At 65.8% G+C, this 24,370-nt stretch carries 23 protein-coding genes and 1 tRNA gene; 15 read left to right on the forward strand and 9 right to left on the reverse strand.

All coding sequences use genetic code 11. The annotated features are described in order from the left end of the window. Positions 1-86: 86 nt before the first annotated feature. The 5 genes from CXY75_RS09120 to CXY75_RS09140 form a co-directional block, all read right to left on the reverse strand. On the reverse strand, positions 87-443 hold the full coding sequence (locus CXY75_RS09120; protein ID WP_104082512.1) for an Rv3654c family TadE-like protein: 357 nt from the start codon (positions 441-443) through the stop codon (positions 87-89). Further along, positions 440-787: a TadE family type IV pilus minor pilin gene (locus CXY75_RS09125; protein ID WP_233201823.1), complete on the reverse strand. Its 348-nt coding sequence runs from the start codon at positions 785-787 to the stop codon at positions 440-442. The genes CXY75_RS09120 and CXY75_RS09125 overlap by 4 nt, the downstream gene beginning before the upstream one ends. Further along, complete coding sequence (locus CXY75_RS09130) at positions 768-929, reverse strand: DUF4244 domain-containing protein (protein WP_104082561.1); 162 nt, start codon at positions 927-929, stop codon at positions 768-770. Before CXY75_RS09130 ends, CXY75_RS09125 begins: the two co-directional genes overlap by 20 nt. Before the next feature lie 143 nt (positions 930-1,072). Further along, complete coding sequence (locus tag CXY75_RS09135; RefSeq protein WP_158251166.1) at positions 1,073-2,230, reverse strand: type II secretion system F family protein; 1,158 nt, start codon at positions 2,228-2,230, stop codon at positions 1,073-1,075. A 47-nt stretch (positions 2,231-2,277) separates the two neighbouring features. Further along, entirely contained in the window at positions 2,278-3,558 is a 1,281-nt protein-coding gene (locus CXY75_RS09140) for a TadA family conjugal transfer-associated ATPase (protein ID WP_104082515.1), read from the reverse strand. A gap of 595 nt (positions 3,559-4,153) precedes the next feature. Between CXY75_RS09140 and acs the strand changes: the two genes are divergently transcribed. Both acs and CXY75_RS09150 read left to right on the forward strand, forming a co-directional pair. After that, positions 4,154-6,130: an acetate--CoA ligase gene (gene acs / locus CXY75_RS09145; RefSeq protein WP_104082516.1), complete on the forward strand. Its 1,977-nt coding sequence runs from the start codon at positions 4,154-4,156 to the stop codon at positions 6,128-6,130. Between the two features lie 198 nt (positions 6,131-6,328). Then, the gene (locus CXY75_RS09150) at positions 6,329-7,549 is read left to right on the forward strand and encodes an acyltransferase (protein WP_158251167.1); all 1,221 of its coding nucleotides are present in this window, start codon (positions 6,329-6,331) and stop codon (positions 7,547-7,549) included. A gap of 32 nt (positions 7,550-7,581) precedes the next feature. Here the strand turns inward: CXY75_RS09150 and CXY75_RS09155 are convergent, their stop codons facing one another. Together CXY75_RS09155 and CXY75_RS19465 are read right to left on the reverse strand one after the other, a co-directional pair. After that, the gene (locus tag CXY75_RS09155; RefSeq protein WP_104082518.1) at positions 7,582-8,052 is read right to left on the reverse strand and encodes a RidA family protein; all 471 of its coding nucleotides are present in this window, start codon (positions 8,050-8,052) and stop codon (positions 7,582-7,584) included. A gap of 2 nt (positions 8,053-8,054) precedes the next feature. Beyond that, positions 8,055-8,222 (reverse strand): DUF4177 domain-containing protein, encoded by a 168-nt coding sequence (locus CXY75_RS19465; RefSeq protein WP_146069425.1) that lies wholly within the window; start codon positions 8,220-8,222, stop codon positions 8,055-8,057. Between the two features lie 50 nt (positions 8,223-8,272). Here CXY75_RS19465 and CXY75_RS09160 point away from each other — a divergent pair, with 50 nt between their 5' ends. The 3 genes from CXY75_RS09160 to CXY75_RS09170 all read left to right on the forward strand — a co-directional run bounded on the left by CXY75_RS09160 (position 8,273) and on the right by CXY75_RS09170 (position 12,014). Further along, entirely contained in the window at positions 8,273-10,888 is a 2,616-nt protein-coding gene (locus CXY75_RS09160; protein ID WP_104082519.1) for a transglycosylase domain-containing protein, read from the forward strand. Beyond that, positions 10,885-11,877: a metallophosphoesterase gene (locus CXY75_RS09165; protein WP_104082520.1), complete on the forward strand. Its 993-nt coding sequence runs from the start codon at positions 10,885-10,887 to the stop codon at positions 11,875-11,877. Before CXY75_RS09160 ends, CXY75_RS09165 begins: the two co-directional genes overlap by 4 nt. A gap of 63 nt (positions 11,878-11,940) precedes the next feature. Then, a tRNA-Pro gene (locus tag CXY75_RS09170) sits at positions 11,941-12,014 on the forward strand. A gap of 65 nt (positions 12,015-12,079) precedes the next feature. On the opposite strand, the gene CXY75_RS09175 is transcribed toward CXY75_RS09170, so the two are convergent. Further along, the gene (locus CXY75_RS09175) at positions 12,080-12,496 is read right to left on the reverse strand and encodes a hypothetical protein (protein ID WP_233201824.1); all 417 of its coding nucleotides are present in this window, start codon (positions 12,494-12,496) and stop codon (positions 12,080-12,082) included. Positions 12,497-12,724: 228 nt separating this feature from the next. Between CXY75_RS09175 and CXY75_RS09180 the strand changes: the two genes are divergently transcribed. The 4 genes from CXY75_RS09180 to CXY75_RS09195 all read left to right on the forward strand — a co-directional run bounded on the left by CXY75_RS09180 (position 12,725) and on the right by CXY75_RS09195 (position 15,860). Then, positions 12,725-13,186 carry a VanZ family protein gene (locus tag CXY75_RS09180; protein ID WP_104082522.1) on the forward strand — a complete coding sequence of 154 codons (462 nt, stop codon included), beginning with the start codon at positions 12,725-12,727 and terminating at the stop codon, positions 13,184-13,186. Between the two features lie 75 nt (positions 13,187-13,261). After that, positions 13,262-14,116, forward strand: a complete 855-nt coding sequence (locus tag CXY75_RS09185) for a hypothetical protein (RefSeq protein WP_146069426.1) — start codon at positions 13,262-13,264, stop codon at positions 14,114-14,116. Between the two features lie 14 nt (positions 14,117-14,130). Then, positions 14,131-15,252, forward strand: a complete 1,122-nt coding sequence (locus CXY75_RS09190) for an acyltransferase family protein (RefSeq protein WP_104082524.1) — start codon at positions 14,131-14,133, stop codon at positions 15,250-15,252. Beyond that, complete coding sequence (locus tag CXY75_RS09195) at positions 15,249-15,860, forward strand: YdcF family protein (protein WP_104082525.1); 612 nt, start codon at positions 15,249-15,251, stop codon at positions 15,858-15,860. Before CXY75_RS09190 ends, CXY75_RS09195 begins: the two co-directional genes overlap by 4 nt. On the opposite strand, the gene CXY75_RS09200 is transcribed toward CXY75_RS09195, so the two are convergent. Further along, positions 15,776-16,321 carry a DapH/DapD/GlmU-related protein gene (locus tag CXY75_RS09200; RefSeq protein WP_104082526.1) on the reverse strand — a complete coding sequence of 182 codons (546 nt, stop codon included), beginning with the start codon at positions 16,319-16,321 and terminating at the stop codon, positions 15,776-15,778. The genes CXY75_RS09195 and CXY75_RS09200 overlap by 85 nt on opposite strands. A 176-nt stretch (positions 16,322-16,497) precedes the next feature. On the opposite strand from CXY75_RS09200, the gene CXY75_RS09205 reads away from it, so the two are divergent. The 6 genes from CXY75_RS09205 to CXY75_RS09225 all read left to right on the forward strand — a co-directional run bounded on the left by CXY75_RS09205 (position 16,498) and on the right by CXY75_RS09225 (position 24,237). Continuing rightward, a complete protein-coding gene (locus CXY75_RS09205) occupies positions 16,498-17,934 on the forward strand; it encodes an O-antigen ligase (protein WP_104082527.1) in 1,437 nt (478 codons plus the stop codon). Between the two features lie 85 nt (positions 17,935-18,019). Further along, positions 18,020-19,078: a glycosyl transferase gene (locus CXY75_RS09210; RefSeq protein ID WP_199182417.1), complete on the forward strand. Its 1,059-nt coding sequence runs from the start codon at positions 18,020-18,022 to the stop codon at positions 19,076-19,078. Continuing rightward, a complete protein-coding gene (locus CXY75_RS09215; RefSeq protein ID WP_158251168.1) occupies positions 19,075-20,751 on the forward strand; it encodes a lipopolysaccharide biosynthesis protein in 1,677 nt (558 codons plus the stop codon). Before CXY75_RS09210 ends, CXY75_RS09215 begins: the two co-directional genes overlap by 4 nt. Beyond that, positions 20,748-22,136, forward strand: a complete 1,389-nt coding sequence (locus CXY75_RS09220; protein ID WP_104082530.1) for a glycosyltransferase — start codon at positions 20,748-20,750, stop codon at positions 22,134-22,136. Before CXY75_RS09215 ends, CXY75_RS09220 begins: the two co-directional genes overlap by 4 nt. After that, positions 22,133-23,182: a polysaccharide pyruvyl transferase family protein gene (locus CXY75_RS19815; protein ID WP_158251169.1), complete on the forward strand. Its 1,050-nt coding sequence runs from the start codon at positions 22,133-22,135 to the stop codon at positions 23,180-23,182. Before CXY75_RS09220 ends, CXY75_RS19815 begins: the two co-directional genes overlap by 4 nt. Further along, on the forward strand, positions 23,179-24,237 hold the full coding sequence (locus CXY75_RS09225) for a glycosyltransferase family 2 protein (RefSeq protein WP_158251170.1): 1,059 nt from the start codon (positions 23,179-23,181) through the stop codon (positions 24,235-24,237). The genes CXY75_RS19815 and CXY75_RS09225 overlap by 4 nt, the downstream gene beginning before the upstream one ends. Positions 24,238-24,370 lie beyond the last annotated feature (133 nt).

The raw sequence follows: 24,370 nt of genomic DNA on the forward strand, positions 1-24,370 counted from the left end.
CGTGCGCGGTAGTGCGCTATCGCTCGCGTGCGCCTCGTCGCGTGCGCTGTGGCAGGCGCCGCCTGCCGCGTGCACGCTGACTCGTTCTACCCGGGCGGCGGTCCCGCCCGGGCGCGCGCAGACACGTCAATGCCGTGCACTGTGCGCGCCACTGAAACGGATGCGATCGGTCCCGTCACCGAGCAGCGTGTGACGGTCACCTCGTTGAGTGTTGCCGTTGCATCCGCTGCCGCGCAAGGGTAGCCAGCGATCGCGCCGGACGCCGTGTCGGCAGCGGCGAGCGCTGCTGCGTCGGCAGCATTCGCAACCGACCGGCCGACGGTGAGCAGCGCGAGGATCGACACGACGAGGGTCGTCAGCAGCACTGTGGCGCCGAGGACCGCGATGGCGAGAATGGACCCTGCTCCCGTCTCTGACCCGCGCGACTGACCTCCCCCGCTCATTGGCCACCGGCGAGAGCGCAGGAACGCGAGTGGAGGGTGACCCCCGCAAACATCCCCGTTCCGGTTGCCGTGACTTGGGCGCAGACAAATTCGCCGCGGCGTTCCTCTGACAGGCTGGCCCCTGGCACTGCGCCGGCTACGAGGGCGCCGGCACGACCGACGCTATCGCCGCGGGATAGGGCGCGTGCGGCGGTGGCGGCGGCATCCGTCACTCGCACCTGCACCCCGACGACCTGAACGGCGCCGAAACAGCCGGCCAGCACGAGCACGACAGCCGGCAACGCGGTGGCGAACTCGGCGGTGATGCTGCCCCGATCTGCTCGGCTACCCGATGCTGAGCGCACGGCGCACCAGGTCGGTGAGCATGCCACGCACTTCATCGCTGCGCAGAATGACGATGAGCAGCCCGGCGAAACCGACAGCGGCCATCGTGGCCACAACGTATTCCGCCGTCGCGGCACCGGCATCATCGGCCAGCCGTCGCATCGCTCGTATCGGCACGCTGATCTTTGTATACACAGACTCGTCTCCTTTCGCGTCTATCGACGCGGGTTGGGCGGCACGAGCACGTTCATTCTGCCCGGAATGCCCGCACCGGCGGCAAGCGCGACGACTATTTGTGGACAGTTTCAGAAAGTGGCCAGTGTGGAGGAGAGCACGCTGATCAGCAGCGGCACGACGCCGACCAGCATGAACGCGGGCAGTACGCACAAGCCCAGCGGCAGCATGAGCGTCACCGACAGCGTCGCGGCCCGGCGCTGCCCCGCGCTGCGGGCGTCGCGACGAAGCTGTTCGGCCTCGCTGCGCAGTAGCTCCGCCGCCGGAACCCCGGCCCGCGTTGACAGATCAAGCACTCGCTCGATCGGATCAGCGGCCGGCGCAGAGCCGCTGGCGCGTGCGAGCGTACTCTCGTCGTCGATGCCTGACCCGATGCCGTAGCGCTCGGTGGCGGCAGACACGATCGCCCGGGAGCGGTCGATCGAGCCACCGCCGGACATGGCGATGGCCATGAGTTCTAAGCGCAGGCCGGGCGTCAGATCGGTCGGGGCCGCTCGGCGCACCAGGGCGCGGTTCCACCGGGCGGCCGCGAGCATGAGCAGGCCGCCGCCGGCGAGACAGACGAGTCCCGGAACGGTCGCAAATAGCGTGTGCAGCGAATCGAAACCCATCAGACTGCCGAAGAGAATTCCAATCAGCGGCAGCACCATCACGAGCCGACCGGTCGCTCGGGGCTCGGCGAGGGCGACTTCCAGGTCGCGCTGCACCTGGCCGAGTTCGCGCAGTGAGGCGGCAAGCTCGCGCAGGCAGCCGGCCAGCGGAGCTCCGGCTTGGGTGGCCACCTGCCAGGCCGCTGCGAGTCCGAGCCACGCCGATTCGGTCTGGCCCGACGCGTCGCTGGCACGCCGCGACGCTGCGCGGCCCGCCGATCGCGCTGCCTCGCGCGCCGGTGCACGCGGCTGATTTCGCGCCTGACCACGTGCCTCACCCCGCACCTGCCGCCGCGCGCGACCGCGTGCCTCACCGCGTGCCGTCCCAAGCGTCTGCCGCCGCGCCTGACCAGCAATCGCATCGGCCACGCCGTCTCCAGCCGCCGCGGCCCGCGCTGCCGCTCGAAGGATGCCCGTGGTCGCCGAAACCGTCGGGTTCGCGCCGCGCAATACGGCACCTGGAGCGCCCCGAGTACCCCCGGGTTCGGCACCGCTGGCCCGGCCCGGCGGCAGCAGATAGCCCCAGGCCGAAACCGGGGACACGCCGGCGCTCAGCAGCACGGCGAGACGCTGAGTCACGGCGGCCACCTCGTCGATTGGCGGGGGTGGCGGCTCCCGGCGGCGCATCAGTCGGCCACGATGCTGAGTCGGTCGCGGCCGTCGAGAACAAACCGGCCGAGCGCCACTAGGCGGCGCACCCCGTCGTGGCGTTCCAGGTGGAGCACGAGCCCGATCGCGCTCACGGTCTGCCGGGCAACGGCCGCCGAGCTCATGCCGGCCAGCGCACCGAGCGCCTCCAGCCTGGCCGGAACGTCGCCGAGCGAATTCGCGTGCAGCGTGCCGGCTCCCCCGTCGTGGCCGGTATTGAGGGCGGCGAGCAGTTCGCGAATCTCTGATCCGCGGCACTCGCCAAGCACCAGTCGGTCCGGCCGCATGCGCAGCGCCTCCCGTAGCAACGCCTCGAGGCCGATACGTCCGGCACCCTCCAGGTTGGCTTGCCTCGCCTCGAGTGCGACCACGTGCGGATGCACGATGCGCAATTCGGCGACATCTTCGATCGCGACGATGCGCTCATCGGCCGGCGCCTCACCGAGCAGTGCGGCCAGCAGTGTGGTCTTTCCGCTGCCAGCCGCGCCGGTGATCAGCAGGTTTTCCCGCCCGCGCACAGCGGCGCGCAGCCGGTCCACCCGGTTAACGGATGCCTCCCCCGCGCCAAACAGACCGGCCTCAGCGAGTGCACCGAGGCTGCGGTGCGCGGCGTGCGGAAGTCGAATGGACAGCAGGGTTCCCGTGCTCGATACCGGCGGCAACACCGCGTGTACCCGGATGCCATCGGCCAGCCGCACATCAACGCAGGGGCTGGCCTCGTCGATGTGCCGCCCGCCGAGCGCGATCAGGCGTACGGCCAGCTCGCGCACGGCCGGCTCGGCGAGGTGCCAGGCCGGAACACAGGCGAGCCCCTGCCCCGCATCGATCCACAGCCCGGAGTCTCCGTTGACGAAGAGGTCTGTGGTGTCAGGGTTCTCGGCATAGGCGGCCAGCGGGCCAAGCGCCCGCACATCACGTCGGCTGCTGTCACGTCGAGCCGGAGCAGAGACCGGTGGGGCTAACGGCGGTTCGTCTAACGGCGGTTCGACAAACGGCGACCTGACACCCCGCAGAGCAACGCCCGGCGATCCCGAAGCCTGCACAGCGACGATCTGCGGAGTGAACGTGTGCGCGGTGGCATCCGGGGCATCCGTAGTTACCGTGCCATGCCGAGGGGTGCGCGGCGGTACCGCGGCCGCGCGCTCACTCGCACCGGTCGCCGGACGAGCGATCGGGCCCGTCTCGGCGCCAGCGACAGAGCTGCGTGCCGTCGGAGGCGGAACGGCATAGGACGGTACGGCAACGAATGGCAGGCCCATGCTTCGACGGTACGACTGGTCACCCACGTCGAACCATGCACGGCCCCGATCTGTGCGGAATCCGGCGCACTCCTCTCTGTGGAGGAGTCGGGAATAACTCACCGGACCGGCAGCAGCACGATACGACGTATCGCGACCGCATGCCACAACTGCGCAGATTCAGACCGTACCGGGTCACCCCAAACCGAGTTCGAGGGCTGTGGATGGAAATTACCGCAGTTCTACATACGACCGAAGCGAAGTTCGAAGCGAAACCCACCGAGCCGAAACAGGCCAGGTCATGAAAAATAAAGGGGCGGCACCTATTGGGGGGAACAGGTGCCGCCTAGCAAAACGTCGATTGGGGGGAACCATACGTCTTGCTGGTCAGAACTTTCGTTCAGACGTGATTCAGTGTACGCGGCACGGGACAAATTGCAAGTCCGATGTCCCCCCAAGAGAGGACACTTTCTTGGGGGCGTATAAAAATTCGATTTCGTGGGCTTCATTCACCCAAAACATCTCTCTGTATACAGAGATTGATCGAGAACCGATAAGGTTCACTTGGGCTGGCAATGTCTTGCATGCACGTAACGCAAAGGAGCGAACTACACATATGACGGTTAACATCGATACCCTCCTCCACGAATCGCGCCGATTCGCACCGACTCCGAAGTTTGCAGCGCAGGCAACGGCTACACCGGAACTGTACATCGAAGCCGAGAAGGACCCGGCCGCATTTTGGGCTGATCAGGCCCGCAATCTGCTGCACTGGCACAAGCCGTTCACCAAATCCCTGGACTGGTCAAACCCGCCGTTTGCCAAGTGGTTTGAAGACGGTGAATTGAACGTCGCCTACAACTGCCTCGACCGTCACGTTCTGGCCGGAAACGGCGACCGTGTGGCCCTCTACTTCGAGGGCGAGCCGGGCGATTCGCGCAGCTACACCTATTCCGAGCTCACTACCGCAGTCAAAAAAGCCGCAAATGTGCTGCTCGGCCTCGGCGTCACGGCCGGCGACCGCGTGGCCATCTACCTGCCGATGATTCCCGAAGCGGTCATCTCGATGCTCGCCGTGGCCCGCATCGGTGCCGTGCACTCCGTTATTTTCGGCGGCTTCAGCGCGGAAAGCCTGCGCTCACGCATCGACGACGCCAATGCCGTGCTCGTGATCACGGCAGACGGCGGTTACCGCAAGGGCAAGATCAGCGCCCTCAAGCCGGCCGTCGACGCTGCCCTGCAGACCAACGATTCCTCGGTGAAAAATGTGCTCGTGGTCAAGCGCACTGGCCAGGACGTGCAGTGGAACGACCGCGATATCTGGTGGTCCGATGCCATGGAAACCGCCTCCCCCGAGCACGAGGCCGAAGCGTTCCCGGCCGAGAACCCGCTCTTCATTCTGTATACATCGGGCACGACCGGCGCGCCCAAGGGCATCCTGCACACCAGCGGCGGTTACCTCACCCAGAACGCTTTCACCCACCAGAACGTGTTCGACCTCAAGCCTGAAACGGATGTCTACTGGTGCACCGCCGACGTCGGCTGGATCACCGGGCACAGCTACGTGGTCTACGGACCGCTCGCCAACGGTGCCACCCAGGTGCTCTACGAAGGCACCCCCGATTCCCCGCACACCGGTCGCTGGTGGGAAATCATCGAGAAATACAAGGTCTCGATTCTGTATACAGCACCGACGGCCATCCGTACCTTCATGAAGCTGGGCCGGCAGATTCCGCAGAAGTTCGACCTGTCCAGCCTGCGCGTGCTCGGCTCGGTGGGCGAGCCCATCAATCCAGAGGCCTGGATGTGGTATCGCGAGGTCATCGGTCGCAACATCACGCCGATCGTCGATACCTGGTGGCAGACCGAGACCGGAGCGATCATGGTCTCGGCTCTCGCGGGTCTTACCGAGACGAAGCCGGGCGCCGCTCAGGTGCCAGTGCCGGGCATCACCATTGACGTGGTCGACGATAGCGGCGTGCATGTTGGGCACGGTAACGGCGGACTCCTCGTGGTCACGCGGCCCTGGCCGGCCATGCTCCGCGGCATCTGGGGCGACCCCGAGCGCTTCAAGGAGACCTACTGGGACAAGTTCGCGGGCACGACCGGCGCGAAGGACGGCCCGCTGTACTTCGCTGGCGACGGAGCTCGTCTCGACCACGATGGTGACATCTGGTTACTCGGCCGCGTCGACGACGTGATGAACGTGTCAGGTCACCGTCTATCCACCGCCGAGATCGAGTCGTCCCTTGTTGCCCACTCCCTCACGGCTGAAGCCGCCGTGGTCGGTGCCGCAGACGAGACGACCGGTCAGGCCGTCGTTGCATTCGTCGTGATCAAGTTCAGCCAGGCGGAGGTTGCCTCGCACGAAGACATCGTCGACATTCTGCGCGCGCACGTTGCCCAGCAGATCGGGGCGATTGCCCGCCCGCGCGACATCTACATTGTCGACGAGCTGCCCAAGACCCGCTCAGGCAAGATCATGCGCCGTCTGCTGCGCGATGCGGCCGAGGGGCGCCCCGGCGGCGACGTAACGACCCTCGCCGACACGATGGTGATGAACACCATCACCTCGCAGATGAAAAAGAAGTAACCGGCCACCGCCTACGTCGGCCGCCTTCCACCTGGAAGGCGGCCGACGCCGTGCCACCGGGCGTCGCAACTCCTACGATTCACGGCCGCAGTTCACCCGGCCTCTAAATTCAAGCGGATGTTTCGAGCGGCACATTCGCAACGCAGCAGTTATGCGGGTTTCCGCCCCGAAACCGGCGTGTGGTCCTACTGTGTGGGCATGACCGAAGCAGCCGCACCCGTGCGCGGTCGCCTGGGCCGGCTCGATGCACTGCGCGGGGTGGCCGCCCTCGTCGTCCTGGCCCATCATGTCTCCATGACGGTGCCGCAGATCGCCGCAGCCTACGAGTCGAGCGCCGGGGTCACGCTGTTTTCCACCGGGTGGTGGGCCACGCTCTCCCCGCTCAAAGTTCTTGTCGCCGGCCCGGAATTCGTGTTGGTGTTCTTCGTGCTCAGCGGTTTCGTGCTCGTTCGTTCCCCCCTGGCCGCCCAGATGGCTGACCCACGGTACGACTGGACTGCCTATTACGTGCGCCGCATCATCCGCTTGGCGGTACCCGTCGTGGTGTCGGTGGGGCTCGCCGTTGTCTGGATTGTCCTGGTGCCACGCGCCGTCGGCGCCGCTGGCGGGCCCTGGCTAGCCCGGCAGGACACTCCAGATCTCAGTATCGGCAGCCTCCTGCGGGAAGCCAGCATCATCGGTGCAACCCGGCGGCCCGACATCAACCCGCCGCTGTGGTCACTGGTCTGGGAAATGTGGTTCTCCCTGCTGCTCCCGGTGTTCGTGGTCCTCGGAGCGCTCACCCGCAGACCGGTCAGCAGCCCGGTGCTGCGGGTTCTGCTCTGGGGCGCCGCGCTGTGTGCCCTGGCCAGCATCGGCTATGTCACGTCGGCCCAGCCGCTCATGTACTTGCCACCGTTCGCTCTCGGCGCCCTGCTGGCGGCCAACTTTGACGAATTGCAACGCTGCGGTGACCGGCTGGTCAAGAGCACCACGGGCCGCGCCCTCGGGTGGACGCTGGCCGCGCTCGGCCCGTTTCTGCTCGTGGCCTACTGGATGCTGCGCCCCCTGACTGGCGGAATGTGGAGCGATGCCACGCTCTCGTTGCGGGTGGCCGGCGCGTTTGTGATCGTGGCAACCGTGGCCTTCTGGCCCGCCTCATCGTCGGAGCGGGTCCGGATCTCGAGGACGCGCCGAGCGCTGGCTTGGCTGGGCTCCATCAGCTTCAGCCTGTACCTCGTGCATTTTCCCATCGTGGTGGCCTTCGCCGTGCTCGCCGGGCCGGGCCGCTGGTGGCTCGGCGCCCTGGCTTCTGTGCCGATCAGCCTGCTACTAGCCCACGTCATGACGCGGTGGGTGGAACAGCCGGCGCAGGTATATGGAACGCAAGCCGGGGCATCCGTTTCACAGCGGATGCACCGGCTCGCAAACCGCCCGTAGGCGCCAATTCAGTTACCGCAAAGGCTGTTCAGTTACGCGAAGGCTACGACGAACTCGATCTCCACCGGAGCGTCAAGTGGCAGCACCGCAACGCCGACGGCGGAACGGGCGTGCCGGCCGATCTCGCCGAAGATCTGAACGAGCACGTCGGAGGCGCCATTGACAACGGTCGGCTGGCCGGTGAACGACGGGTCAGACGCGACGAAGCCGGTGACCTTGACCACCTGCGTGATGCGGTCAAGCGACCCGATCACGCTCTTGATGGCGGCGAGGCCGTTGAGCGCACAGGTACGGGCGTACTCCTGGGCGTCAGCGGCGGGAACCAGTCCGTGGCCGTCACCGACCTTGCCGGTTGCGGGCAGGGCACCGGAAACCATCGGCAGCTGGCCGGCGGTGTAAACGAAACCATTGCTGATCACGGCGGGCAGGTACGCGGCCACCGGCGGCACGACGCTGGGCAGTACGAGGCCGAGTTCGGCGAGACGGGCTTCAATTTTCGACACGTTTATGCCTCTTCCTTGGCTGCGAGCGGGCGTTTCAGATAGGCAACGAGACCGCCTTCCGGGCCGGGTACGATCTGCACGAGTTCCCACCCGTCAGAGCCCCAGTTGTTCAAAATGGCGGCCGTATTGTGGATCATCAACGGCGTTGTGAGGTATTCCCAGGCGGGCATGTGACTCCTATTGAGGCTGACTTTCAGATTTGTCGCTTACGCTCAAGTCTATGTCTGCCAAAAAACGAACCGTGAGCGGTGCCCTGGGGGGTTTTCTGGGTCTCGTCGGGATGAGTGCCGTCGCCGGTATTCTCGTGACCGCCGCCGTCGCCCCAGCCGTTGCCATTTCTGGCATGGCCGCCACGAACACCATCAACGTGTTCGACAGCCTGCCCGAGTATCTCTCCATCGATCGTCTCTCTCAGAAGAGCAATATCTACGCCTCGACCGACGCCGCCGACCCGATCGGTACCCGGGTGCTGCTGGCCTCGTTTTACGAACAGAACCGGGTCGACGTGCCCTCCGACGCGATCAGCCAGTTCGCCAAGGATGCCGCCATCGCCGGTGAAGACCCGAACTTCATGGAGCACGGCGGCGTTGACATTCAGGCGAGCTTCAATGGCGCAGTGCAGACGCTGGCCGGTGGCGGAACCCGCGGTGGCTCATCGATCACCCAGCAGTACGTCAAGAACGTGCTTATTCAAAAGTGCGAGGTGATGACCGATGCCGATGAGGCCGACGCCTGCTACGACGATGCCGTCCAGAAGACAGCCGACCGCAAGCTGCGGGAGATGCGCCTCGCCATCGGCATCGAGAAGAAGTACGAGAAGGCTGACATTCTTCGCGGCTACCTCAATATCGCTGGCTACGGCGGAACGGTGTACGGCATCGAAGCCGCCGCGAGCTACTACTTCAACACCACAGCGCTGAACCTGACGCTGCCGCAGGCGGCGAGCCTGGTGGCGATCGTGAACAACCCAGTCAAGTTGCAGCTCGACTACCCCGACAGTGAAACCAACGGGGCGGCCAATGGCTACGCGGCCAACAAGATTCGTCGTGACTACATACTCGACCGCATGCTCGAGTACAAGAAGATCAGCCAGGTCGACCATGACGCCGCCGTGGCCGCTGCGGTCGAGCCCGTCATTACCGTGCCGAGCACCGGCTGCCAGACCGCCGGCGACAGCGCCTTCTTCTGCGACTACGTGACCAAGATTCTCAAGAACGACGTGACCTTCGGCGCGACCGCAGAGGAACGCATCGAAAACTTCACCCGCGGCGGATTCGACGTCTACACGACCCTCGACCTCGGGCTTCAGGCCACCGCGGTGGCCGCCCTCAACGCTAACGTTCCCAAGACCTACAACGACTGGAACGTCGGCGGCGTGGTGACCAGTGTGGGCGTCGGCACCGGCAACGTGCTGGTCATGACCCAAAACAAGGACTATAGCCAGGACCCGACCGTTCAAGCCACCGGCGCCAATTACACCAGCGTCAACTACAACACCGACTTTGCCTATGGCGGATCCGGCGGATTCCAGCCCGGTTCTACCTACAAGGTGTTCACCCTGGCCGAGTGGCTCAAGGAGGGCCACGCCCTGACCGAGCGGGTCGACTCCCGGCGCAAGGCCAACTGGGGCAACTTTCAAGACAGCTGCCTCGGCGTGCAAAACTGGGACGGCAAATTCAACCCGCGTAATGACGCCAACGAGGGCGGTGCCAACTATTCCGCGTTGCAGTCCACCACCGGCTCGATCAACACCGGCTTCATCGGCATGGCCAAAAAGCTCGACCTGTGCGGCATCCGCAAGACCGCCGAAGCCTTCGGCGTGCACCGGGCCGATGGGAACGCCCTCGATCAGGGCGCCGCGGCGGTGATCGGTACCAACGAGATTGCACCGCTGACCATGGCGGCGGCCTTCGCCGGAATCGCCAACAACGGCATGACCTGCACCCCGGTCGCCATCACGAAGATGCTCGGTTCTGACGGCACCGAGCTGCCGATCCCCGCGTCGACCTGCACGCAGTCGGTTGAGCCCGGGGTCGCCGCTGGCATGCAGTACGCCATGAAAACGGTCATGGCGTATGGCGGAACGGCCTCAGCGTCAAACTACGCGACGTCTCCCCGCCTTCCGATGATCGGAAAAACCGGAACCACTGACGGCGCCAAGGACACCTGGATGAGCGGCGCCAGCACCAAGGTGGCCACCGTCGTCGGCGTGGTCAACGTCGGCGGGTTGAACTGGAAGAGTCAGCGCAGCAGTCGGAACAACCTGTTGGGCAAGTATGCCGCCACCGCGCGCCACCGCATCTGGCCGATCGTCATGTCGGCGGCCAACGCGAAGTACGGCGGAGACGACTTTCCCGAGGCGTCCTCCAGCGTGATCAACGCGGTTGCCGTTCCGGTGCCCGACGTGCGCGGCAAGTCGATGGCCGCCGCCAAGTCCACCATTGAAGCTGCCGGATTCCTGTTCGTGGATGGCGGCATCACCAGCTCCGCTATGCCAGCAGGAACCGTCGCGAGCACCGATCCGGCCGGCGGGTCGGCATCCACTCGCGGCTCGAGCATCACCGCATTCTCGAGTGATGGCGCCGGGGTGACCATTCCAGCTGTTATCGGCAAGAGTGAAGCGGATGCCCGCACCACACTCACCGCGGCTCCCTACGCGTTCGCCGTGGCTAAGACCGAACAGCCCACCACCGACAAGGCTCAGGACGGCAAGGTCATCGCCGTTTCGCCCGGGGAAGGAACGGCCGGTCGGCCGGGCGACGCCGTGACGATTGTGATCGGCAAGTACGCCGCTCCGGCTCCCGCCGCTACCGCCCCCGACAAGAAGAACGAATGACCGCGCTTCGTCGCAGCGGCGAGGGCGGTCGCCTCGTCGGCACGTCCCTCGCCGCCGCTGGCGCGATCGGCGTGGCCGCCTTCGCCTGGGGCGCGCTCGTTGAGCGCAAACGGTTCACGCTGCGCGAGGTGAACGTTCCGGTGCTCGCGCAGGGTTCCACGCCGATTCGCGTGTTGCACCTCTCCGATCTGCACATGGCTCCGTGGCAGACCGACAAGCAGGAGTGGGTGCGCAGCCTCGCCGCGCTAAAGCCCGACCTCGTCGTCGACACCGGCGACAACCTCGGTCATGCAGACGGTGTGACCGGCATCGAGTACGCCCTCGCACCGTTTGCCGGAATTCCCGGCGTGTTCGTCAACGGCTCCAACGATTATGTCGGGCCGCAGCTGAAAAACCCGTTCACCTATTTCGGCGGCCCGTCGATTCGCCGCACCGTTCGCCGTGAAGAGCTCGACACGGATGCCCTGCGCCGGGTGTTCGCTGATCTCGGCTGGACCGACATCAACAATGCCGCAGAGGCACTCGATCTGCAGGACACCCACGTGGAGTTCTTCGGCGTGGACGACCCCCATATCGGGCGCGACCGCCTCGACCTGATCACGCGTGCGATCGACGACCTGCGCTCGAACGATCCGCTCGGCGACGACGTCTGGCCCGATCCCGAGCAGGCAGCGCCTGAACGTTCCACGCTAACCATCGGCGTGGCTCACGCGCCATACCAGCGGGTGCTGAATTCCTTCGTGAACCACGGCGCCCAGCTGATTCTGGCCGGTCACACCCACGGCGGCCAGGTCTGCGTGCCCGGATTCGGGGCACTCGTGACCAACTGCGACATTCCGCGCCGTCAGGTGAAGGGTTTGAGCACCTGGAACCACGGGCTGCGCACCGCGTTTCTGAACGTCTCGGCCGGTCTCGGCACGTCCATTTACGCGCCGGTGCGCTTCGCCTGCCCGCCAGAGGCGACCCTGCTCACCCTGACCGCAGCCTAAGCGCCGGCTCAATTCGTCATGGGGGCCCGAGAGCGCCTATACTGATCACGGCCCACGGGCCATCGGGGTATGGCGCAGCTTGGTAGCGCGCGTCGTTCGGGACGACGAGGTCGCAGGTTCAAATCCTGTTACCCCGACAGCAGTCAGTATGGCAGTAGCAAACACCGCACAACCCCCACTCCAATCGAGTGGGGGTTGTGCGTTAGCGGATGCGGGTGAGCTCCGTGAATGACATCGTCGCGCTCGAGCCGTTGCGGCATGTCTGGTACAGCAGATCGAAGCCGTGCGGAATGGCCGAGACACGATCAGTCGCCACGTTCAGCTCGGCGGCAACCGGCCCGACCCGAAAGGTTCCGCCGAGCTCGCCACTGAGGGTGATCGTGCTGCCCTCCCGCGGAAAGTGCGCTCCCCCACACGACCAGTGCTCGGCAATGACCGGCACGCCGTAGCGTGCGCTGAGGTCAACGGGGCCCCGGCACTCATCGATCTCCTTCTGCCAGCCGACCGTCCAGACCGACCGAGCAAAGACCACGGGTGCCGACACGACGTAGTGGACCGGAGCAGAGAGAGAAAACGGCGGCACAGCACCGGCCAGCAGCCAGGGAACCAGCGAAAGCACCAGAGCCGCGAGTTGACGAGGGGCGAACCGGAGGAAGAGAGCATGCCACGATCTGACCACGACAATCCTCCACGCTGAGGGGTTCCATCACGATTACGGCACGAGCAGTGGCGATAGTCAACAGCTGCATTCACCAACCCACCACCCCCAGATGGAGTAGACCGAAAGTTGGCGCGCGCATTTTGAGGCATAGTTGGCTAGTTGCCCGGCCAGCACTGAGGAGGTTTCATGAGTGTCATGCGACGACGTCGACACGGCCTGCTACGCCGCGCCGCCGGCTGGATCGCGCTGGCGTACCTCATAGCGCTGGCCTTGATCGCTTTCTGGCCGACGCCGGTGGACCGCAATGTGCACGGCTCAATCTCCTCGGTCGTGCTGTGGCTGCACGAGCACGGGGGTCCGCTCTGGCTCGGCTACGACACCATCGAGTTCACGGCGAACATCGCCCTGTTTGTTCCGGTCGGTCTGCTCGTCGTGGTGCTCACCGATCCATTTCACTGGTGGTTTGCCCCGTTAATCGGCACCGTGACTAGCGTCGTTATCGAACTGGGCCAGTTTGCCTTTCTGCCAGATCGATTCGCGACCGTGACTGACGTGGTGGCCAACAGCCTCGGCGGCGTGCTCGGCACACTGCTGGCGTTTATTGTGCTGCGACTGACATTCGGCCACGCTCGGGCCGACGCACCCTGACCGAGACGTCCGGGTTGTACCGCATCGAGTCTGTCTGCTATCTTCTGCAGAATGAACAGGCGAGGATTTATCACATTGACAACTGCTGGCGCAACAACGCTGGGGTTCGGTGCACTTGGCGCACCCGCCGCCATGGCTTCCACGGCTCCGCGACTGCCCGGAGAGGTCTCGCGCACGGCCAATGTGCTCACTCAAAAGGGCAGAAAGCTCTACGACAATATTGAAGTGGACATCGGCGGTGACCGCGCTCGCCTGTTCATTCCCCAGACGGTGTCGCGCAATTCGACCGCGGCGATCGGTGCCGTCTGGTTTTTTCACGCGGCCTCGAGCTCGCACAACGCGCTCAACGGTGGCTACAAGTACCCCGGTGAACTTGTCGTCGACCAGAACGCCATCGCCATCTGTATCAATGCCGGGGGCACGCAGTACACGAACTCCATCGCCACTAACGCGCAAAAGAATGCTTGGACCTACCTGAACGCGTTGTACACCGTGCGCCGCAACTTCTTGCGCGCCACATCATTTGGCGGATCGCTCGCCTGCTACACCTATGGCAAAAAACTCATTCCCTATATTCGCGGCCTGTACCTGGTCAACGGACTGTACGACAACGAGTGGCTCTACGGCTACGATACCGAGAACCGCGCCCACGTCGGCGACGCGTACAACAACGATATGACCCTGATCAAGGGCACCAACCCCGCGCGGATCAGCGCAGCCCCGTGGGCAAACAGCCGAGTGAAGGTGCTCGTCTCCGACGATGCCCACCCCGATGACCTTGTCATTCCCAGCAAGAACGGCCTCGCCCTGATTCAGAAGATCGCGCCCGTCGCCACGACAGCCCAGGTGATGTATCACACGCTTGGCCACGACACCCCGGGGTTCGCTCACACCGACATGATGAAAACGTTTGCCCAGTGGTCGATCTAACAGGGAGATAATTCGTGGCAGAACGCGCGCGGGTCGACTGGGTTGATGGGGCGAAGGGCCTGGCAATTGTGCTCGTCGCCCTCGCGCACGCCGTGCAGTTGACGGTGATCTCCGGCCTGGCTCCGGAGTTCTGGAACAAAATCAACCTCGTCTTTATCGTTTTTCGCATGCCCCTATTTTTTCTTGCCTCCGGCCTATTCGCACGGTCGATCATTCTCCGCACCTGGCCAGCACTCTGGCGCACCCGGCTGAGCCTGCTGGCCTGGGCTCTGCTGCTCTGGACGCTCGTGCAGTACGGCTATTTCGCACTACTGCCGAGCCCTGCCGGCTTGGAAAAGACCGACTTGATCAACCTGCTACTCTCCCCCGTCCGCCCGAGCAACGGTCTGTGGTTTCTCTACGCCCTCGCCCTGTTCTTCGTCGCGGCGAAGCTGATGCAGAACCGCATCGACTGGCGGGTGCAGGTCGGCGGCGGCGCCGTTCTGTCTGTGCTGTTCTTCGCCCGGGCCGACACCGGCAACATCGCCTGGAATGGCATGGGCCGCTATTTTCTGTTCTTTCTGCTCGGCTGCTACCTGCGGGAGTGGATTCTGGCCTTTGTGAACCGACCCAGCCGTTTCGGCGCGCTCGGCCTCGGACTCGGCTTCGGCGCGGCTTTTCTGGCGTTGGCCGGCATCATTCTCACCGTCGACTCGCGAGTACCAGTGATCACCGGCGCGCTCGTTCTGGTGAGCCTGCTCGCCCTCGGTTCCGGGCTTCTGATTGCCCGTTTTCTGGTCGGTTTTCGCGCCATGGCCTGGCTCAACTATGTCGGCCGCAATACCCTGCCGATCTACGTCATGCACGTTCTCTTCCTGTCCCTCATCACGAGCCTGCTGCTGCCGTGGCGCGGCCAAGCCTGGCTCGATCGATTCGGCCCGGCACTACCGCTGCTCGTTGCCGGCGGGGGCGTCGCCGCCGCTCTCCTGTTTTGGCGCGTCGTGCGTGACCTGCCCGTGCTGCGCTACGGATTCGAGGTGCCCCTCTGGTTCGCCGGACGACCCCGGATCGTTCAGGCCGTGGCCGGGGCGGCCGGCGAGGCTGCGGCATCCGCTTCACCGAACACAGTAGAACGGATGCCGCCACGCAACGAGTGAAGTCACCGCGCGTCGGCCGCCAGCGCGCGTTCGTGCTGCTCATGGGGGCCGTGCTAATCCTGGTGGCCCTGGTGGCCGTGACCACGCGCACGGTCATGTTTCCGCGCGAGGACTCGCCAGGCACCGCCGACGCCATCATCGTGCTCGGCGGCCTCGGCAGCGCCGCCGTCGTGCAGCGCGCGCTCGCCCTGGCCGAAGCTGGGCACAGCGATCACATACTCATCTCCGACGCGTTCGGCGGCGATACCCGCCCGGCCAACCTGTGCGCGCGCGATGCGCCAGTGGCCGGCACCACGATCGAGGTGGAATGCTTCGACCCGCACCCCACGAGCACGCGTGGCGAGGCCGAGGCGATCGCCGATTTCGCGAAGTCCCGCAGCTGGTCACGGGTGATCGTGGTGACGTCGAGCTACCATGTGAGCCGCGCCAGACTACAGATCAGCCGGTGTTATAACGGCGTTCTCGCGGTCGTCGGCGCCGAGCAGCCGATGGATCCGCTGAAATGGGCCTACCAGTTCGCCTATCAGAGCGCGGGTTTTGTGAAGGCCTGGGTGGTGCCGTCCTGCACCGGCAGTGCTTCGGCGATCGAGTCGACCCGTTCGCGGTAGGTCTGGCCGACCATGTCAGTCGCAGCCGACCAGCGGCTCAGCCCCGCGTAAAACTCAGGCCAGGCCTTGATCGGCCGTGCTGGAACGCCAGCCACAACGCTTTCGGCTGGCACCGACGCGGTCACGACCGATCCAGCGCCAACGACGCAGCGGTCGCCGATACTCACCCCCGGTAGCACGGTGACTCCCGCCCCGATGAACACGTCGGACCCCACACTAATCGGCGCGAACCGAAAGCGGCGGCCGCGTATGTCGCGGTAGAGCCAGCCGCTGCCGTCATGGGTGATGAAGGTCACTCCCGAGCTGATGGTCACCCGGTCGCCGACCGAGATGAGCCACGGTTCGGTGGTGGCGATGTCGGAGAGAATACGGCAGCCGCTGCCGATCTGCACGCCAGCGGCGCGCAGCGCGCACACCCGGCCGCGGGTACGCCGAAGAAACTTGTAGGTCAGGCGCGACATTTTCACCGAAAACTCCACTTCATTATTCGGTCGGATGGAGACTGATCCGCCTAAAGTATCGGTTTTCGCCTCGCCCCGCTGGCGTTGAGGAAAATTCACGTGTTATCGTGGCGGCTAATCGCATCAACAGCGCTGCGCTTTACCACCCACTGAGCCACAACCACCCGAGGCGGCCGATGTTCGAATCAACCCTGCGCCGATTGCGGAGCCTGCCCGTCGTACTCGTGACGCTCGCGGCACTGTTCGTGATCGTGGCGAGCCTGGTGCTGCCGCGTTTCACCACCCAGTTCGGCATCCTGCTGGTTCCCGTGGTGTTGCTGGCTTTTGCCGCCATCGCCGCGTTACTTCTGTTACCGGCAGAGATTCTACCGGCGGTCGCCCTGACCACCTTCGCGCTGATTCCGCCGCGCATCCTGCCGCAGGACGGCCCGCTCGGCGCCCTCCCGCTCACCACCATCATCCTCGTCATCTGGGCCGTGCGCCGGCTGCTGTCGACGACCCGTGACGCACAACGGGCGGTAACGACACCGCCCACCCCCTACAAGTCAGCGGCGGGCTATTTCGCCCTGCTCCTGCTGCTCTGGATTCTCTTCACACTCGCCCGCACCAGCGACCTGCAGACCAGCCTCGGCTGGACCATCAGCTTCAGCGCCGCCGTGCTGCTGCCCCTGTGCATCGGCACCAGCACGAGAGAGGCCTTCTGGATTCGCCGGGTCTGGCTCCTGCTCGGCGCCTGGCTCGGCGCCTACGCTGCGATCGAGGGTGTGCTGCGCTTCAACCCGATCTGGGGCACCGTGTACCAGGCCCTCGGCCTCTCCGACCACCAACACTGGTCGGTCTATCGTGCGGATGCTTCATTCGGGCATCCGCTGTTTGCCGCCCTGTTCTTTGCCGTGGCCTGCGCGCTCGCGATCGGAATCTGGCTGCGAGAGAATTCGAAGCCGGCCCTCGCCGCCGCCGTTTTCAGCGGTCTCGGCCTCGTAGCCACGGTGTCACGCGGGGCCCTGGTCGCGGCGGCCGTGGCGGTCGGCTTCGCCTACCTGGTCTCGCTGCTGCTGCGCGGTGAGAAACGCTGGGGCAAATTCGCCCTGCTGGCCGGGCTAATAGTGGTGGGCGTGATCGGACTGTTTCAGTTCGACGCGTTCACGGCCCGCAACAACTCGATCGAGGCCGAACTCTCGTCGCAGGCCCGCGACCTCGGCGTCTGGGTGTCTTTGCAGGCAGCGAATCTCACGAACTGGATCGGATCGGGCCCCGGCACCTCTGGCATCACCGGGCGACTGATCAACGAGGTCACCATCGAGAACTCCATGCTGCAGCTGTTGATCAGCATCGGCCTGCCCGGCTTGGCGCTGTTTCTGCTCATGATCGGGTTTGCGGTGGCTCACTCGCTCACCCAGCGGGCGGTCGGCGCCGCTGCAGCCCTAGTGGCATACACGGTCTGCATCACCGGCTTCAACGCAATCGACGCCCTACGCCCGATGCACCTGCTGCTCGGCTGCCTGCTCATTTTGGCGCTGAATCCCAGCAGAGCGGATGCCAGCGACCGGCTCCGTCCCGCACCTGGGCGCCAGCCGCTCGCCCGCCCCAAACGGGGGTATGCGCGCGTCTAACGGGCCGGGGTAGGGCACGCTACTCTAAACCGACAGTTTCTCAGTTACCACCGGTTTTTTCTACCGGCTTGTAAGGGGTATGGGCGTGACGACCACAGGCACGACAAGCGCCGACACACTACGCGCAGACACGACACGGATCACCGTGTTGCAATCGCTGAGCGCACCCAACGGCACCACCCGGTACGTCAACCAGGTCGTCGAGGGCGCTCCGGAGGCCGTGACCATGCGGTTCTTTACCTGGCGCACCGCGTTGCTGGGCCGCTATGACGTGTTGCACGTGCACTGGCCGGAGCTGCTCATTCGCGCTCCCCGGCCGCTCAAGGCGAAGCTGCGCCGCGTGGCGCTGTATTCCCTGTTGCTGCGCGCGAAGCTGCAGCGCATTCCGATTGTGCGTACCATGCACAACCTCACCCCCCACGAGGCCGGACACAGCGCGGAAACCCGCGTCCTCGAGGCGCTCGACGCCCGCACAGCGCTCGTCATTCGGCTGAACCCGACCACCCCGGTCGAGCCGGAATCTCGCGCCGTGACCATTTTGCACGGTCACTATCGCGACCGCTTTGCCGGCATGCCGCTGCCCGAGTCCGTGCACGGACGCATCCTCTATTTCGGTCTGATTCGACCGTATAAGGGCGTCGAAACCCTACTTCAGGTTTTTCAGAAGCTGCCGGACGACGACCTCACACTGCGCATCATTGGTCGGCCATCGAGCGGTCTCGGTGCGGTCATCACCGCCGAACAGGCGCACGATGACCGGATCAGCTCGGTGCTGCGCTTCGTCTTGGACGAAGAACTCGTGGTCGAGGTCGGCGAGGCAGAATTGGTCGTGCTGCCCTACCGCGAAATGCATAATTCGGGCGTGCTGCTCGTGACCCTGTCGCTCGACCGGCCGGTGCTCGTGCCGTCGACACCGGCAAACCTGGCCCTGGCCGAGGAGGTCGGCCCCGGCTGGATCTACCTCTACGAGGGCGAGCTCACGCCCCTGATCGTGCACGACACCCTCGAGCGGATGCGCGCGGCTGGCCCCCGCCCCCGCCCCCAACTCGACGGGCGGGACTGGAAAACGCTCGGACTGCAGAGCTATCGCACGTACCTGCTGGCCTTGCAGCTGACCGGTCGTGCTGGCCGGAGCATCCGTTGACCAAGACCGTGCCACCGGACGCTGACCGGGCCCCGCGCTCGACCGCTGGCCTCGGGCGCACCGCAGGGCGAGGTGCGTCAACGACCCTGGTCGGCCAGCTCATTCGCATCGGTGTGCAGCTCGGTGGCATCGTTGTACTCGGGCGACTCCTGGCCCCGAGCGACTACGGGCTGGTCGCCTCTGTCGCCGCGATCATCGGCGTCGGTGAAGTTTTGCGCAACTTCGGACTCTCGTCGGCTGCCATTCAGGTGCGCGACCTCAGCCGGCATCAGAAGGACAACCTGTTTTGGATCAACAGCCTGATCGGGCTCGCCCTGATGCTGCTCGCGGTGCTCTGCAGCCCGCTGATCGCGACGCTCTACGGCGACGACCGGCTCGTGTTGCTCACCCAGGTGCTCGCGGCCACCTTCTTGCTCAACGGCCTCGCCACCCAGTTTCGCGCTGATCTCAATCGCAACTTTCACTTCAGGGCCCTCGCCGGGTCGGAGATCGGCGCGCAGGTCGGCGGGCTAGCCATTGGCATCGTCATGGCGCTGAATGGCTTCGGTTATTGGGCACTCGCCGGGCAGCAGATCAGCCAGGGAATTCTCACCATTATTATTTTGATTCCGATCACCAACTGGTTTCCGGGCTGGTTTCATCGCAAGACGCCCATGCGTCACCTGATCCTGTTCGGCTCCAACCTCGCCGGCACCCAGCTGCTCGGCTATGCCAGCCGCAACACAGACACCATCGTGATTGGCGCCACTCTCGGCGCCGGCCCACTCGGCCTGTATAACCGGGCCTTTCAGCTGTTGCTGCTGCCGCTCAACCAGATCAACGGTCCGTCCACCCGGGTGGCGCTGCCGGTCTTGGCGCGGCTGCAAGACGATCAGCCCAAGTACGACCGGTTCATTCTGCTCGGGCAGACCATCATGTTGCACGCGGTCACGCTCGTGCTCGCGTTCTCCTGCGCGCAGGCCCTGCCGATCATCAGCATCGCCCTCGGCAATAAATGGCTGGAATCGGCACCGATCTTTCAGATTCTTGCCATCGCCGGTTTCTTCGAGGCGGCCGCCTACGCCACCTACTGGGTGTTCCTGTCGAAGGGCGTTACCAAGCAAAATCTGTACTTCGCGCTCTGCACCCGGCCGTTGCTCGTCGTGTTCGTACTGCTCGGATCGTTCTGGGGCGTCTACGGCGTCGCCGCCGGGTATTCGCTCGGCGTCGCCCTGATCTGGCCGATCGGCCTCGCCTGGATCAGCCGGGTAACGGATGCCCCCGCCCGCGCCATGTTTCTGGCCGGCGTTCGCGCAATCCTCGGTTACGGCTTCGCCACCGGGGTGTCCTGGGCCGCTGTGCAGTGGATTCCGATCGAACTTCCATTCGCCCGCGTCGGGCTCGGCGGGGTGGCCCTGCTCTCGGGGCTCGGAATCGTCGCGCTGGTCTGGCCCACCTTTCGCCGGGACGTGCGCTCGATCACCCAGGCTCGGAGCTTTCTGCGCTCGGCGAAGGGGCCGAAGACTGTGGATGCTGCGGCTACGGCTACGGCTACGGCTACGGCTACGGCTACGGCTACTAGCGCCGATGCTGCCAGCGCTAGTCGGCCGGCCGCTGGTGTGCCGAGCACCCGCTCGCCCACTGCCGAGCCGTCCGATTCCTCGCCCCGCGACCACAGACAAGGCCCCACATGACACCGCCCCGCTCGCTGCCGCCCGTCCCGACCGCCCTGCACCAGCCGCGCGCCGAGCGGCCACGCGTTGATCACTCACGCGTTGATCAATCACGCGTTGATCAATCACTCCGGCGCATCCTCTTTGTTATTCCCGCACTGCACGGTGGCGGGGCGGAATTCGTCGCCCGCACCTGGATGGGCTGGCTCGCCGATCAGGGCTACGAGGTGCGCGTTGTGCTCACCGCCGGGGTCGTGTTGCCGGAATACCTGCCGGGCGGCGTCACGGCCCGCTCGCTCGTCGACCAGCACGGGCATATCGCCAAGACAGCGGCGCTGCGCCGCAGCCTGCTCGACTGGCAGCCAGACGTCGCCGTATCGCTGCAGGTGTATCCCAACCTGGTGTTGCTCGCGGCGGCCCGCCTGCTGCCCGAGCGGCTGCGGCCGCGGGTGCTCGTGAGCGAACGCAACCTGGTGTCACTCGGCCTGCCCGGCTCGAGCCAGTCCCACCGGTTCAAGATCTGGATCGCCCAGCACGCGTATCGGTGGGCCGACCATGTCATCGCTATTTCGCATCCGGTCGCCGCGGAGATGGTGGCCGCGTTTGGCGTGCGCGCAGGCCGCATCACCGTCGTTGCGAACCCGGCAACCGCGAAGCTGCGCGGCACCCCGCGCGGGCAGGGCACGACGGTAGCTGGCGCTGTCATCGTAGCGGGCGCTGGCACGGAAGTGGGCGCAGAAGTGGGCGCGGAAATGGGCGCAGAAGTGGGCCCGGTGCTGCGCGCCGGAGCCGACAGCGCGGCGGTGCTGGTCGAAGCCGAGGGCGGCACCGGCACCGGCACCGGCACGATCGTGGCGCCCCCGACACGGCGCCCCGGGTCAGCCAACGGCATCCAGATCGTGCTGGCTTGTCGGCTGGTTGAACAGAAACGTCCGCTGCTGGCCATCGAGGCGGCGGCCGAACTGGCTCGCCGGGGCGTGGCCGTCACGGTCGTGTCGTTCGGCGGCGGCCCGTTGCTGGGCGACGTGCAGGCCGCCGCGCGGCAGGCGAACGTGACCTTTCACCACCGCGGCTGGGTCGAGAACTGGTTCGACCACTTCGGCGACAACGCCGTGGCGCTGCTCACCTCAAGCCGAGAGGGGTTCGGCAATGTGCTCGTCGAGGCTGCAGCGGCCGGGTATCCGTCGGTTGCGGTGTCAGGCGCGCTCGGCGTAGCGGATGCGATTGTGCCCGGCATCACCGGCGAACTCGCGCTGTCCGCGCATCCGGTCGATCTCGCCGACGCCATTCTGCGCGCGGCCGACCTGCCGCTAACGCACATCGAACCGTGGCTGGCCCGCTTCTCGGAGCAGTCAAGCGGCGCCGACCTGGAACGCGTGCTCACCCGAACCCTGGAACGCGCATGAGAATCTTCGCCTCGGCCATGGGCCAAATCGATAACGTCGGCGATACCGTTCTGCGCCGGGCGTTTCTCGACGCGCTGCGGGGCGCCGGGCAGCTGCAGGTGTTCGTTGGATCCCGCGCGGATTCCTACCTGAGCGGGCTCGGCCTGCAGGGCGAAGACCGGGTGTATCGCACGAGTGCCGAGTGGCGGCGCGAGATTTCGCGGTCGACGCTGCGGGAGGCATCCGTTTATGCCTTCAACGCCGGAGAAATGGAACTGCAACGCGCCTACGCCCTGCGCTACCTGCGCATCGCGCCGCACCTCGCGCTCAACCGGTTGCGCGGTGGGCATGCCGTGCACGCTGGGTTTGGCGTGCGGCAGAAGACCGGCTGGCGAATTCCGGTAGCGGCGACGCTGCGGCTGTGCGACCTCGTGGCTTGGCGCGACTCCTATAGCCGCGGCGCGATGGGGCTTGGCCGCATCGCGCCCGACTGGGCCTTCGCCACCGGGGCAGCGGATGCCGACCTGCTCGCGTCGACCGCCTCCCGGCCGCTGCTGGCCGTGTCGGTGCGCTACAACGGGCAGCGTCCAGACTCCGAGTGGATTCGTGCCCTGCGCGGCCTCGCGGACACCCTCGGGCTGGAGATCGTCGCCGTATCGCAAATTGAGCGCGACGGGCCGCTCGCCGAGGAGCTCGCCAGGAAGCTCGGCGGCACCGCTTTGGTCTGGGACGGTCCGAACCACGCCCAGCAGGAACTGAAGCTGCGCGAGGTGTACCAGCGGTCGTTGCTCGTGGTGACCGACCGGCTGCACGCGGCCGTGATCGGGCTGACCGAGGGCGCCCTGCCGCTCGTGATCGCCGAGGACATCCATTCGAAAGCGGCGCGCACCCTCGACGCGGTCGGTATCAAGGGCGCAACGATCGGCTGGACCCTGCCCGACACTGCGGCGCTCGAACGCCGTGCCCGCGACGTGATCAGCCGCCGCGATCCGATTCTGCGCCACGTCGCCCGGGCCCGCGGGGCCCTGCTGGAACTGACCGACTCCATTCGAAAGCTCACCTCGTGAGCGGGGCGGTTGCGGGCGGCGCAGGCGCGGCGGGCGCCTCGGCCAACTCGGCCCACTCCGACGGCGCGGCCGGTGTTCCGGTCGTGAGCGTCATCGTTCCGGCCTACAACGCCGCGGAATTTCTGGAGCGCGCTATTGAGCGGCTGCTGGACCAGACGCTGCCCAACGTCGAGATCATCGTGGTCGACGACGGTTCAACGGATGCGACGGCCGCGATCAGTGCGCGCGTGGCCGGCGCACACGCATCCGTTCATTTCTTTCAGCAGGAGCGTAACGGCGGTGTCGCGCGGGCCAGGGAAAAAGCGGTGGCCGAGAGTCGCGGCGAGTTTCTGTGGTTTGTCGATGCCGATGACGATTGGTCGAACACTGCGCTGGAGAAGCTCGTGGCGGCGGCCAGATCGACCGGAGCCGACGTCGTGGTCTGCGGCGCGGAATACGTCTATCCCGACCATCGACGCCCGCTGACTGCCCCCGACCTGGCCCGGCCGATCAGCGGTGTGGAGGCGTTTAGCCTGCTGCTCGACGGCGGCATCACCGGTCACCTCTGGAACAAGCTATTTCGGCGTTCAAGCGCCAGCGTGATTGAATTCACCCCCGCCCGCGTGCACTCCGACATGGCCATGGTCGCCCAGCTGCTCGCCGCCGCGGAGAAGGTGGCGGCGATCAGCGACACGCTGTACTCCTATGTCGTGCGCGGGGGGTCAATCATTCGTTCGGGGTCGCGCAGGGCCCAGTCGCTGCTCCTGGTCGAGCAGGCCGTCACGAACGCTGCGATCACCCTCGATATCCGCATCATCAGTTCGAACTCCTACGGCTACTTTCGGCTGCGCTACGTGCTGTTGTCCGGGCTCAAAGACGCCCTGACCGGTCCCTATGACGCCCGCGAACGCGACGATATCGTCGCCGAGCTGCGCTCCCGGCTCACCTGGCGGCTGGTGCTACTCGCCGCGCGCCGCCGGGACTGGAAGCGCCTCGCCCTGGCCGGTACCGCCAAGCTGAGCGTTCCGCTACATCGCCGAGTGCTGCGCGCCGCCGCCGAGCAGGGCGCTGCCTGAGCAGCCTGAGCCGGCCTCCCACCAGTCCACCCTGGTCGCGAGAGCGGGAAAACTGTTGCTTCAGCACCCACGAAGCAACATTTTTCTCGCTCGCGCAAAATCCAGAAGAGCTGGCCGGCTGCCGCGGATCGGC

It is taken from the genome of Cryobacterium sp. Y11 (assembly GCF_002929535.1).
Lineage (GTDB): Bacteria > Actinomycetota > Actinomycetes > Actinomycetales > Microbacteriaceae > Cryobacterium.